The following is a 12,128-nucleotide window of genomic DNA, read 5'->3' as shown; positions in this document are numbered from 1 at the left end:
TGGGCACGGGCCGTGCGCTCCTCGTCGTCGAGTCTGACCTTTCGAGTCACGATACGCGGGAGGGACGCGCAACGGCAGGGCTGCGGGCGGGACGCGCGATGCCATGTCGTGGAACAGGGTCTGACCTGCAGTGATGGAGGCTGTCAGGACGTGCTTGGCCACCCGGAAGGCTGGGTCGTGGAGCCGGATCGGGAGAGGTTGCGCCAGGCGCACCCCTCAGGCCGTCGGGCTGTGGATGGTGAGGCGGGCCTGTCGGTGGACACCTGTACGATTTCGACATGGCAGGGGGACTCGCACTTCAGGCTCGGCGCGACGCGGTGGCGGCGGCGGGTGCTGCGCTGTCCGGGATGGGGGAGGCGCTGTGGTCGGCGGGGTCGCGTGAGCTCGAGAGGGTGATGGCGGAAGTCGACCGGCTGGGGATGCTGGTGGACGCCGCACGGGTCGAGGTGGCCGGCGAGGCGATGCGTCGGGGCGAGCCGGGGTCGGGCGCGCGGGCGATGACTCCGGTGCAGTGGGTGCGGTGCCATGCGCCCTCGACCCGCTCGGGTGGTGCCGGACCGGTGGTCGCCGTGGCCGAGGCGTTCGCGGTGTCCGGCCTGTCGGCGGTGAAGGACGCGGTGTGCTCCGGGCGTCTGCCGGTGCGGTCGGCGGCGGTGGTGGTCGCGGAGGCCGACCGGTTGCGGCCGTTGCTCGCCGACGGCGTCGAGGCCACCGTCGTCGACGGCCTCGTCGCGATGGCGGTCGACCACGGACCGCGCGGCTGTCGAGAGGTCCGTCCACGGCTCCTGGCCGAGTACGGCCGGGACGGCGAGCTGCAGGCCGAGCAGGACCGGGGCAAGCGGTTCGTCGCGCTGTCGCAGCCTCGCGTCGACGAGCTGGGGCTCGCGGAGTACCGGCTGACGCTCGACGTCGAGGGCCGGGCCGTCCTGGAGGCGGCGCTCGGCCCGCTGTCGGCGCCGAGGCCGATCGAGGGCGAGCGAGACCTCCGGTCGTGCGACCGGCGGCGGGGCGAGGCGTTGCTGACGCTCGTGAGGCGGGCGGTGTCCGCGGGTGGCGACACCCCGACGAACCAGAAGTCGACGCTCGTGGTGACCGTCGACCTCGAGACCCTGCGCTCCGGGCTGGTGGGAGCGGGCGAGGCCTTCGGCGGGACCGAGTCCGGGACGCTCCTCGCGCCAGAGACGGTGCGGCGCCTGGCGTGCGACGCGGCCGTGCTGCCGGTGGTCCTGTCGTGCGAGTCCGAGGTCGCCGACCTGGGGCGGATGCGGCGGCTGTTCACCGCGGGGCAGGTCCGCCGGCTGTGGTTCCGCGACCGGCACTGTTCCTACCCCGGGTGCGACGTGCCCGCTCAGTGGTGCGACGCCCACCACCTGCGGCACTGGGTCGACGGCGGCCCGACGGATCTGAAGAACGCGGCGTTGTTGTGCCAGCGCCACCACACCGCCGTCCACTCCCGACGACTGGCGGGACGGGTGGTCCACGACCGCGACGGGGCCCGGGTCGAGTGGGACCTGCGGTACGGGTCCTACGACGAGCCGGTGGAGTCCGATGTCGGTGCGGGACGTCTGGCAGCGATCATGGCGGCCCGGGAACCAGCGTGACCCCGCTCCGCACCCCGCCCCCTCCGGCGGGGCGAGCAGCGTGCGCCGACGGGGGCGCTCGCGGGCGCTCGGTGGGCGCTCGCGGGCGCTCAGCCGACGGGGATGGGCGGGCCGACGACCTCGAGCCCGTAGCGCGGGCCCACCTGGTTCCAGCGGGCGATCTCCTCGGGCATCGACAGGCCCTCACCCTCGGAGGGGAGGTGCATGCCCGCGGCGGGGACGCCGACCTCGTCGTAGAGGCCCATGAGGCCGCCGGGGGTGGTGAGCGACAGGAAGCGCGCGGGGGAGTCGCCGCGGATTCGGAACGCGTGGGGGAGCCCGAGGGGCAGGTACAGGAACGCGCCGGCCGTGAGCTCGACCGTCTCCTCGCCGGCGCGGTACTCGATGAGGCCGTCGAGGACGAACAGCGCCTCGGCCTCCCGGGTGTGCCGGTGGAGGGGGGTCGCGATGCCCGGCGGCTGGGTGACGAGCGAGACCCCGAGCGCGCCGCCGGTGTCGGCGGCCGACACGAGGTGCTCGAACAGCGACCCCATGGCCCAGGTGCCGGGTCCGTCGCCTGCCCGGTGCACGACGACGCGGCCCGGGGCGGCGGGGGAGGGGGCCTCGTCCGGGACGCCGCGGTCGACGACGCGCCCCTGGGCGCCGGGGTCGACGACGCGGCCCGGGAGGTCGTCGACGATGTGATCCGCGGCGTCGGGGTCGACGACGTGATCCGCAGCGCCGGGGTCGTCGACGTGGGTGGTGCCGCCGGTCGCGCTGTCCATGGCTCGTCCGCTCAATTGGTCCGAACTGGCTTCGGACGAATACTGGTACGGTAGGCGCCGTGCCGGACCAGGTCAAGACCCGTAGTTACCGGTCGCCGCGGCGCGAGGAGCAGGCCGCGACGACCCGGGCGGCCGTCCTGGACGCGGCCCGCACCCGGTTCACGAGCGTCGGGTACGCCGCGACGACCGTGGCCGACATCGCGCGCGATGCCGGCGTCTCGGTCGACACCGTCTACGCGAGCGTCGGCCGCAAGCCCGAGCTCCTCCTCTGCGTGCACGACATGGCCCTCGCCGGCGGCGAGGCGCCGGTCCCGGCCACCGACCGCGACTACGTCGGCGCCATGCGGCAGGCCCCGACCGCCGCGGAGAAGCTCACCGTGTACGCCCACGCGCTGGCCGAGCGCCTCCCGCACGTCGTCCCCCTGGGCGAGGCGATGGAGCGGGCGGCCGAGGACGACGCAGCCTGCCGAGCCGTGTGGGAGGGGCTGCAGGCACGCCGGCTCGCCAACATGCGACACCTCGCGGCCGAGCTGCGGGAGACCGGCGACCTGCGCGACGACCTCACCGACGACGACGTCGCGCACCGCCTGTGGATCGCGAACAGCCCGGCGTACTACCGTCTGGCCACGGCCGGCGACCGGACGCCCGGCGACTACGCGGCGCACGTCCTCGACACCTGGCTGCGCACCCTCCTTCGGAGGCAGGTGGCCGATTAGGGCGCCCGCAGGGCCGCTGGTAACCTTGAGCACTGCCGTGAACATCGGCCGCGGAACCAGAGAGCCCCGGTGAACCAGCCCGGGAGCGCCGCGCAGCGAACCCATCGAAGGAGACCGTCGCCCCATGCCCCTGAGCATCGACGTCAAGAAGCAGATCATGACCGAGTACGGCACGTCCGAGGGCGACACCGGCTCTCCCGAGGTGCAGATTGCGCTGCTCACCCAGCGCATCAAGGACCTCACCGAGCACTCGCGCCAGCACAAGCACGACCACCACAGCCGCCGCGGCCTGCTCCTGCTGGTCGGCCAGCGCCGTCGGCTCCTGCGCTACCTCGAGAGCGTCGATGTCGAGCGCTACCGCTCGCTCATCAAGCGCCTCGGCCTGCGCCGATAAGGACTTCACGCGACTGGGCGGTCCTCACGTTGACCGTGAGGGCCGCCCTTTGCGCGTGAGACGGGCCGGAACCGCACCAGCGGTCCGACCCGGACGCACCACCACAGCTCCACCCCGCTTCACCGCAGCACCGCATCACCACCTGAAGACCGCATCACCGCCACGGTGATGCACGAGCAGCACCGGTGCCACCAGCGCACCACTGAAGGATCGCCCGTGCACAACGACGATGCACGCGCGCTACAGAGACAAGAGAAAAGGAGGACCCATGGAGGGTCCTGAGATCACTGTCGCCGAAGCCGTTCTCGACAACGGCTCGTTCGGCACCCGCACCGTCCGGTTCGAGACCGGACGCCTTGCGAAGCAGGCCGGCGGCGCCGTCGCGGCCTACCTGGACGAGGACACGATGCTCCTCTCCACCACCACCGCCGGGAAGCACCCGCGCGAGGGATTCGACTTCTTCCCCCTGACCGTCGACGTCGAGGAGCGGATGTACGCCGCGGGCAAGATCCCCGGCTCGTTCTTCCGCCGTGAGGGCCGCCCGTCCACCGACGCGATCCTCACCTGCCGCCTCATCGACCGCCCGCTGCGCCCGACCTTCACCAAGGGTCTGCGCAACGAGGTCCAGGTCGTCATCACGGTCCTGGCGCTCAACCCCGACCACCAGTACGACGTGCTCGCCATCAACGCGGCCAGCGCCTCGACGCAGATCTCCGGGCTGCCCTTCAGCGGCCCGATCGGTGGCGTTCGCGTCAGCCTCATCGACGACCAGTGGGTCGCGTTCCCGAACTTCAGCGACATCGAGCGCTCGACGTTCGACATGGTCGTCGCGGGCCGCATCGCCGGTGACGACGTCGCGATCATGATGGTCGAGGCCGAGTCCACCGACTACACCTGGGACCTCGTCAAGAGCCAGGGCAAGACCGCTCCCACCGAGGAGATCGTCGCCCAGGGCCTCGAGGCCGCCAAGGTCTTCATCAAGGCCCTCTGCGACGCCCAGTCCGAGCTCGCCGCGACGGCCGCCAAGCCCGTCCAGGAGTTCCCGGTCTTCCTCGACTACACCGACGACGTCTACGCGGCCGTCGAGGCCAACGTCGGCGCCGACACCGCGCTGGCCCTGACCATCGCGGGCAAGCAGGAGCGCGAGGAGCGCCTCGACGAGCTCAAGGCCGCCGCCCTCCACGCCCTCGTCGGCGACGGGGACAGCCAGGTCTTCGAGTTCGCCGGTCGCGACAAGGAGGTCTCCGCCGCCTTCCGCTCGGTGCAGAAGAAGTACATCCGCGAGCGCATCCTCAAGGAGAAGGTCCGCATCGACGGCCGTGGCCTCGCCGACATCCGCGCCCTGAGCGCCGAGGTCGAGGTCCTCCCGCGCGTGCACGGCTCGGCGATCTTCGAGCGTGGCGAGACCCAGATCATGGGGGTCACGACGCTGAACATGCTCCGCATGGAGCAGCAGCTCGACACGCTGTCGCCGGTGACGCGCAAGCGCTACATGCACAACTACAACTTCCCGCCCTACTCGACCGGTGAGACCGGCCGCGTCGGGTCGCCGAAGCGTCGCGAGATCGGCCACGGTGCGCTCGCCGAGCGTGCCCTCATGCCGGTGCTCCCCTCGCGCGAGGAGTTCCCCTACGCGATCCGCCAGGTGTCCGAGGCCCTCGGCTCCAACGGCTCGACCTCGATGGGCTCGGTCTGCGCGTCCACCCTGTCGCTGCTCAACGCCGGTGTGCCGCTGCGCGCCCCGGTCGCGGGCATCGCGATGGGCCTGGTCTCCGCGGAGGTCGACGGCCAGACGCAGTACGCGGCCCTCACCGACATCCTCGGTGCCGAGGACGCGTTCGGCGACATGGACTTCAAGGTCGCCGGCACCCGTGAGTTCGTCACGGCCATCCAGCTCGACACCAAGCTCGACGGCATCCCCGCCGACGTGCTGGCCGGCGCGCTGACCCAGGCCCGCGACGCGCGCCTGCACATCCTCGACGTCATGAACGAGGCCATCGACGCGCCCGACGAGATGAGCCCCTTCGCTCCTCGCGTCATCAGCGTCACGGTCCCGGTCGACAAGATCGGCGAGGTCATCGGCCCGAAGGGCAAGATGATCAACACGATCCAGGACGAGACCGGCGCGCAGATCTCGATCGAGGACGACGGCACCGTGTACATCGGCGCCACCGACGGCCCGTCGGCCGAGGCCGCGCGCGCCATGATCAACGCCATCGCGAACCCGCAGATGCCGGAGATCGGCGAGCGCTTCCTGGGCACCGTCGTCAAGACGACGACCTTCGGCGCGTTCATCTCGCTCCTGCCGGGCAAGGACGGCCTCCTGCACATCTCGGAGGTCCGCAAGCTCGTCGGCGGCAAGCGCATCGACAACGTCGACGACGTGCTGGCGGTGGGCCAGAAGGTCCAGGTCGAGCTCAAGGAGATCGACCCCCGTGGCAAGCTCTCGCTCGCGGCCGTGCTGGCCGAGGGCGAGACCGGTGACGAGCAGGCCCCCGTGGCCGACTCGGCTCCGGCCGCTGCCCCGGCTGCCGACCTCGACGACGAGCCGGGCTCCGACTCCGACGAGCGCGAGGAGCGCTCGGAGGACGGCGAGCGCGGCGAGCGCCGCCCGCGCAACCGCCGTCGTGGCGGCCGCGGCCGTGGCGACCGTTCCGAGGGTGACCGTTCCGACGGTGACCGCAGCGAGTCCGAGGGCGTCTCCACCGACGCCTGACCGGCACCCGCACCCCACCGAGGGCGCGGCACCCCACCCGGGGTGCCGCGCCCTCGGCGCGTCCGGAGGTCGCTGACACGGACGGAAGGAGGCCCGCACCCTGGTGGGTGCGGGCCTCCTCGCGTCGTGGGACGGTCAGGCGAGCGAGCGGGGGCGGATCGCCGGAGGAGCGGACCAGCGCATCTCCATGCGAACGCGCCCGTCGTCGGTGGTGACCGGGACCCAGCGCATCGACAGACCCGTGCGGGTGGTCGAGGTCGTGGCCTTCTTCATCGCGTCCTCCCTTCGTTCATCTTCCGTTCACCCAAGGGTAGCCGATCGGCGACGGGGAGATGAACGGAAGGTGAACAACCAGGCGTGGCGCGGGAGCCCGGACAGGGCCTCGGGGGGCGGGGTCGAGCGCCGCGTCCGGGGAGCGTGGCTCGACGCGGTGGGAGGACCGGGCCGCCGCGAGGCGGGGAGTGCTCCCCATTCCGCCCCGACGGGTTCCGCACGAGACTGGCGGTCCACCGGGGAGGGAGGAGCCACACATGGACCGCGACACCGAACGACTGCACGAGGCCCGCGAGGACCTCGACCGCACGCTCCAGCGGCTGGAGACGATCGAGGCGCCGACGAGGGAGGCCGCGGGCACCGACGCGAGGAAGGCCGTGCGGGTCCGCGTCACGCCCGACGGCCGGGTCGGCGCCATCACCGTGGACCACCGCTGGCAGGACCTGCTCTCGGCCGCAGAGCTCGGCCCCGCCGTCGCCGAGGCCTACGCGGCGGCCGGCGCGTCGCGCCTCGAGGAGTGGAACGCCAAGGTCGACGAGGCCTTCGAGATGCCCGAGCCCCGCACCCGGCCCTTCCCCACGGCGGTCGCCGACCACGCCGCGGGCCTGCCCAGCGGCACCACCGTCACCGAGGACAGCGTCCTGCGCGAGCTGCTCGACCTCTGGACCGAGATCGAGGCCGAGCTGGACGCCGCCCTCGAGGACGTCACGGCCGGGGTCCAGCGCGTGCACCGCGCCGCCAGCCCCGGCGGCGACGTGCACGTCGAGCTCTCCGCGAGCGGGGGCCTGCTCGGGCTGACGATCCGCGAGTCGTGGGCGACGCGCACGCACCCGGCGAACATCGGCCGCACCGTCCTCGCGACGATCGAGCAGGCCCAGGGGGAGGCGTTGTCGACCTTCGCCCGCACCCGGGCCGACGCCGACCGCTCCACCGCGACCCTCGCCCGCCTGGGCGACCCCACCCGCATCGGCCGGCGACTCGGCCTGGACCTGTAGAGGAGACGACATGGGCTACGAGGTACAGCTCGAGGCGCTCGAGCACGACGCGAAGATCTGGGACCGCACGAGCGAGGTCCTGTCGGGGGCGGCGAGCGACGCCCGGGGGATCGTCGTCACGACCATCTCGAGCTCGGTCGTCGCCGACGCGACAGGCTTCAACAGCACCTACGCGGACATCCAGGACTTCGTCGCCGGCCTCCTCTCCGAGGGGTCGACCGCCACCGACACGATGGCCGCCACCCTGCGCGACGTGAAGCGCCAGTACGACGCGGACGACGTCGCCGCCCAGACCCGGATCGGCGCCGAGTGGGCGCCGGTCACCTGACGAGGACGAGGAGCACGAGATGAGCCCTGAGGAGATCCTCGAGAGGCTGCGCGAGAAGTGGGAGGAGGTCATGACCAAGGCCGAGCGCCTCCTCGAGGCGTTCAACGACACCCTCGACAAGATCGCCCGCTTCTCCGGGTGGGTCGCCGAGAAGGCCGCCGACTTCTGGAACAGCAAGGTCGTCCCGAAGTGGCAGGAGGCGGTGGACTGGATGGGCGAGCACTGGAACGTCTTCGGTGCCCCGTGGCTGTGCTTCGGCTCGGCGGGGGACTGGCGCTCCGACGTCGGCGAGCCCGTGTCCGGACGGTCGGGCCTGGCCACCAGGGGGCAGCTCGACGTCGACACCACGTGGAAGGGCAGCGCGGCCAACCGGTACACCGAGCGCCTCGGGCAGCAGGAGGCGGCGATCAAGGGCGTGTCGGAGCAGTTCGCCGAGACGATCGCCTCCGCCCTGGTCAAGGTCGGCGCCGGCATCATCACCTGGTGGCTCGGCATCATCGTCGGGCTGGGGATCCTCATCCTGTGCCTGACCCTGGCGACCGGCGAGGCGGTCTCCGTCCTCGGCCTGCCGGCGGTCCCGCCGACGGTGCTCACCGGCTGGGGCGCCTTCATCGGGGGCCTCATCGTCGGCACGGGCACGCTGACGACCCTGTGCCTGCTCGCCAAGAGCGACATGCAGGGGGCGCGCAGCAAGCTGGCGCCCTACCCCGAGGGTGCGTGGCCGGCGTTCGGGTGAGAGCCTCGGGACGCGCGGGTCGACGACGAGGGAGGTGGCGGCATGGACCTGAGGACCGCTCGTGACGTCGCCGGGGTGCGGGCGAGGGCGTCCGTCGGTGGCGCGGCCCTCTCGGCGGTCCTCGGCGTGGGGTGCGGCGTCTTCGCGGCGACCGCCCCGGACGAGGCGAGGCCGGTGCTCGTCGCCGCGTGCGTCCTGGGCCTCGTGTCGGCGGTGGGGTGCGTGCTCGTCGCCGTCGCGAACCGCTCGCTCGTGGCCGACCCCGCTGCGAGGGCGCCGCGGTCGCTCGCGGTGACCGTCGTCGTCGGGGTGCTCCTGGCGTGGCTCGCGACCGTCGTCGGCATCGCGATCGGGACGGGCGAGCTCGCCTGGGTCGTGACCGCGCTGGGCCTCGTCGTCGCCGTCCTGCCCGCCGTGACGCTCGCCCTCGTCACGGTCAAGGGACCGCACCCGGCCCCCGGGGCCTGAGCGGCGCATCGTCCGTCCGGGCACTCCTGCGGGGAACCGGCGACCTGGCGCCCGCGACGTGCTTGGCTGGGCACGCGTCCGAGGGGTCGGGCGCGGTCGGGGGGAGGATCGGATGGACTCAGGGGCCCACGGGGGCGAGCGCGACGCCCGACGTCTCGCACGGCACCGGATGACGTGGTCGACCGCCGGGGCCGTCACGTGCCTGGCGATGGCGCTCCTCATGGTCTGGCTGCTCGACCGGGCCGGCGACCCGATGGTCGTCGCCCACGGCACGCACGCCCTCGTCGCGGTCGTCGGGGCGCTCGGCTGCCTCGTGACGCTGCGGGCCGACCGCCTCGTCGCGCAGCCGCGGCGGGGTCGCAGGAGGACACCGCGGGCCGGACGCGTCGGGGCGACGATGCTGCTCGCCTGGCTCGCCGCGGTGCTCGCCGTCGCGGTGGGGACCGGGTTCGACCTCGCGTCGGTCGCGATGGTGACCGCGTCCGCGCCGATGGTGTGGATCCCCACGGTGCTGGCCCGGACGGCTCGGGAGGAGTCGCACGCCGGCTGACTAGAGTCGGGGCATGAGCGCGATCAGGGTGTCGGTCATCGGCGCTGCCGGACGGATGGGCGCCACCGTGTGCCGGGCCGTCGAGGACGCCGACGGGCTCGAGCTCGCCGGTCGCTACGACGCCGGTGACGACCTCGGGGACCTCGGCGGGGCCGACGTCGTCGTCGAGTTCTCGGTCCCGGACGCCTCGCCCGCGAACGTCGCGCACTGCGTGGCGCGGGGGGTGCACGTCGTGGTCGGGACCACCGGCTGGTCCGAGGAGCGCCTCGAGGTGCTGCGCGCGCAGCTGGGTGAGCAGCCGGCGGTGGGCGTGCTCATCGCGCCGAACTTCGCCATCGGGGCGGTCCTCATGATGGCCTTCGCCGAGACGGCCGCCCGGTTCTACGAGTCGGTCGAGGTCGTCGAGCTGCACCACCCCGGCAAGGTCGACGCCCCGTCGGGCACCGCGGCGCGGACCGCCGACCTCATCGGCCGGGCGCGCACCGAGGCGGGCCTCGGCGACGTCCCCGACGCCACGACCGACGACCCCGACGGCGCCCGCGGGGCCCGCGTGCGCGGGGTGCCGGTGCACTCGGTCCGGCTGCGCGGGCTCGTCGCCCACCAGGAGGTGCTCCTCGGCGGCGAGGGCGAGCTCCTGACGATCCGGCACGACTCCTTCGACCGCGTCTCGTTCATGCCCGGCGTCGTCACGGCGGTGCGCGAGGTGGCGTCGCACCCCGGGCTCACGGTCGGCCTCGAGCACTACCTCGGCCTGGCCTGACCTGCGGGTACGCGCCCGTGTAACGCGGGTGTTTCGGAGTCCTCACGCGCGGTGGGGCCCTGCGGGTGCGCTCGATGTTGCGGACGGTTCACACGCCCCGCGGGTCACGGAAACAGCGGGTCCCTAGCGTCGGGGACATCCGACACCGGGGTCGGGGCGCCACCACCGCCGTCCCTGACCCCGGTGCCGTCCCGAGCCCGCCCTGCTCCGCGAAGGGCCGCCATGTCCACCACCGCCACCCCCGCCGCGACAGCCGCGGCGCCTCCCTCCGCCACCCCCGCCTCCGCGCCCTCCGCGTCGGCTGACCCGGCCGCGGCTCCCGTCGAGCTCGGGGTCGTCGGCCCCGGACGCTGGATCGAGCGCTGGGACCCGCAGGACGAGGGCTTCTGGGCCTCCCGGGGCCGGGCCATCGCCCGCCGCAACCTCGTCTTCTCGATCCTCGCCGAGCACATCGGCTTCTCCGTGTGGATGCTGTGGTCGATCGTCGTCGTGTCGATGTCGGGCACCTTCGACGCGACCGGCGCCCTGGTGACGGCCGGGGCGAACGGCTGGGCCCTGACCGCCGGCCAGGCGCTCACCGTCCTCGCGACCGCCTCGGGCGTCGGCGCGGCCCTGCGCATCCCGTACACCTTCGCCGTGCCGATCTTCGGTGGCCGCAACTGGACCGTGGTCTCCGCACTCCTCCTCCTCGTGCCGACCCTCGGCCTCGCGTGGGTCGTCCAGCACCCCGAGCTGCCGTTCTGGGTGCTCCTCGTCGTCGCCGGCACCGCGGGCCTCGGCGGCGGCAACTTCGCCTCGTCGATGGCGAACATCAGCTTCTTCTACCCCGAGAGGGAGAAGGGCTGGGCGCTCGGGCTCAACGCGGCCGGCGGCAACATCGGCGTCGCGGTCGCGCAGAAGGCGGTCCCGCTCGTCATCGGGCTCGGCGGCGTCGCGGCCGGACTCTCCAACGCCGGGCTCCTCTACGTCCCCCTCGCGATCGTCTCGGCGGTCCTCGCGTACCGGCTCATGGACAACCTTCGTGAGGCCAAGGCCGACCCCGGCCCCACCGCCCGCGCGACCCGACACCTCCACACCTGGCTCATGGCCCTGCTCTACATCGGCACCTTCGGGTCCTTCATCGGCTACTCCGCCGCGTTCCCGACCCTGCTCAAGGTGGTCTTCGAGCGCGGTGACATCGCGCTGGCCTACGGCTTCCTCGGCGCGCTCGTCGGGTCGCTCTCCCGACCGCTCGGTGGCCGGCTGTCCGACCGCCTCGGCGGCTCGGTCGTCACGGTGGGTGCCTTCCTCGTCATGGCCGTCGCCGGGCTCGTCGCCGTCGTCGGGGTGCAGGAGAGGAGCCTGCCGCTGTTCTTCGCCAGCTTCATGGCCCTCTTCGTCGCGACCGGCGTCGGGAACGGCTCGACGTACCGGATGATCCCCGCGATCTTCAGCAGGCTGGGGGCGCGCGAGGCCGGCACCGACGGCGGCGCCGGCACGGCCGAGACCGCGCTCGAGTTCAAGCGCCGCGCGGCCGGGGCGGTCGGCATCATCTCGGCGGTCGGGGCCTTCGGCGGGTTCGTCATCCCCTTCGTCTACAAGTACGCCAAGGAGGAGTACGGCTCGATCGTCCCGGCGCTCCAGGTCTACGTCGGGGTCTTCCTCGTCCTGGCCGTCGTCACCTGGGCCGTCTACCTCCGCCGCGGCGCGACGATGGCGAAGGTCTGACCGACGTGTCGACGCCCACCCACTGCCCCTACTGCGCGCTCCAGTGCGCCCAGACCCTCGTGCCGTCGGGCGGACCCGTGGCGTCGGGCGGGTCCGTGCCGTCGAGCGGGTCCGTGCCGC

General features: G+C 73.1%; 13 protein-coding genes. 11 read left to right on the top strand and 2 right to left on the bottom strand.

Annotated features, from left to right (window positions below):
* Nucleotides 1-278: 278 nt before the first annotated feature.
* On the top strand, nt 279-1,601 hold the full coding sequence (locus ACFWN3_RS03520) for a DUF222 domain-containing protein (RefSeq protein ID WP_377643484.1): 1,323 nt from the start codon (nt 279-281) through the stop codon (nt 1,599-1,601).
* 89 nt (nt 1,602-1,690) lie between these two features.
* Here ACFWN3_RS03520 and ACFWN3_RS03515 read toward each other — a convergent pair whose 3' ends face one another.
* Nucleotides 1,691-2,365 carry a cupin domain-containing protein gene (locus tag ACFWN3_RS03515; protein ID WP_377643482.1) on the bottom strand — a complete coding sequence of 225 codons (675 nt, stop codon included), beginning with the start codon at nt 2,363-2,365 and terminating at the stop codon, nt 1,691-1,693.
* A 59-nt stretch (nt 2,366-2,424) separates the two neighbouring features.
* Here ACFWN3_RS03515 and ACFWN3_RS03510 point away from each other — a divergent pair, with 59 nt between their 5' ends.
* From ACFWN3_RS03510 to ACFWN3_RS03500, 3 genes are all read left to right on the top strand, one after another.
* Nucleotides 2,425-3,081, top strand: coding sequence for a TetR/AcrR family transcriptional regulator (locus ACFWN3_RS03510; protein ID WP_377643480.1), 657 nt, complete (start codon nt 2,425-2,427; stop codon nt 3,079-3,081).
* A 124-nt stretch (nt 3,082-3,205) separates the two neighbouring features.
* On the top strand, nt 3,206-3,475 hold the full coding sequence (rpsO, locus tag ACFWN3_RS03505) for a 30S ribosomal protein S15 (RefSeq protein ID WP_377643478.1): 270 nt from the start codon (nt 3,206-3,208) through the stop codon (nt 3,473-3,475).
* Between the two features lie 268 nt (nt 3,476-3,743).
* Nucleotides 3,744-6,191: a polyribonucleotide nucleotidyltransferase gene (locus ACFWN3_RS03500; RefSeq protein ID WP_377643476.1), complete on the top strand. Its 2,448-nt coding sequence runs from the start codon at nt 3,744-3,746 to the stop codon at nt 6,189-6,191.
* Nucleotides 6,192-6,326: 135 nt separating this feature from the next.
* Here the strand turns inward: ACFWN3_RS03500 and ACFWN3_RS03495 are convergent, their stop codons facing one another.
* Complete coding sequence (locus ACFWN3_RS03495) at nt 6,327-6,464, bottom strand: hypothetical protein (RefSeq protein WP_377643474.1); 138 nt, start codon at nt 6,462-6,464, stop codon at nt 6,327-6,329.
* Between the two features lie 257 nt (nt 6,465-6,721).
* Between ACFWN3_RS03495 and ACFWN3_RS03490 the strand changes: the two genes are divergently transcribed.
* From ACFWN3_RS03490 to ACFWN3_RS03460, 7 genes are all read left to right on the top strand, one after another.
* Nucleotides 6,722-7,459: a hypothetical protein gene (locus ACFWN3_RS03490; RefSeq protein ID WP_377643472.1), complete on the top strand. Its 738-nt coding sequence runs from the start codon at nt 6,722-6,724 to the stop codon at nt 7,457-7,459.
* A 10-nt stretch (nt 7,460-7,469) separates the two neighbouring features.
* Nucleotides 7,470-7,787: a hypothetical protein gene (locus tag ACFWN3_RS03485; RefSeq protein WP_377643470.1), complete on the top strand. Its 318-nt coding sequence runs from the start codon at nt 7,470-7,472 to the stop codon at nt 7,785-7,787.
* 19 nt (nt 7,788-7,806) lie between these two features.
* On the top strand, nt 7,807-8,523 hold the full coding sequence (locus ACFWN3_RS03480) for a hypothetical protein (RefSeq protein WP_377643468.1): 717 nt from the start codon (nt 7,807-7,809) through the stop codon (nt 8,521-8,523).
* Nucleotides 8,524-8,565: 42 nt separating this feature from the next.
* Nucleotides 8,566-8,991, top strand: a complete 426-nt coding sequence (locus ACFWN3_RS03475; RefSeq protein WP_377643466.1) for a hypothetical protein — start codon at nt 8,566-8,568, stop codon at nt 8,989-8,991.
* 112 nt (nt 8,992-9,103) lie between these two features.
* Nucleotides 9,104-9,541, top strand: coding sequence for a hypothetical protein (locus ACFWN3_RS03470; RefSeq protein WP_377643463.1), 438 nt, complete (start codon nt 9,104-9,106; stop codon nt 9,539-9,541).
* A 13-nt stretch (nt 9,542-9,554) separates the two neighbouring features.
* Nucleotides 9,555-10,301, top strand: a complete 747-nt coding sequence (dapB, locus tag ACFWN3_RS03465) for a 4-hydroxy-tetrahydrodipicolinate reductase (RefSeq protein WP_377643461.1) — start codon at nt 9,555-9,557, stop codon at nt 10,299-10,301.
* Between the two features lie 222 nt (nt 10,302-10,523).
* On the top strand, nt 10,524-12,008 hold the full coding sequence (locus ACFWN3_RS03460) for an MFS transporter (protein WP_377643459.1): 1,485 nt from the start codon (nt 10,524-10,526) through the stop codon (nt 12,006-12,008).
* Nucleotides 12,009-12,128 lie beyond the last annotated feature (120 nt).

Origin of the sequence: Oryzobacter terrae, from assembly GCF_042756445.1 — a bacterium.
Taxonomy (GTDB): Bacteria; Actinomycetota; Actinomycetes; order Actinomycetales; family Dermatophilaceae; genus Oryzobacter; species Oryzobacter terrae.
The sequence above is the reverse complement of the archived record's forward strand: the minus strand, read 5'-3'. Positions and strand labels throughout refer to the sequence as shown.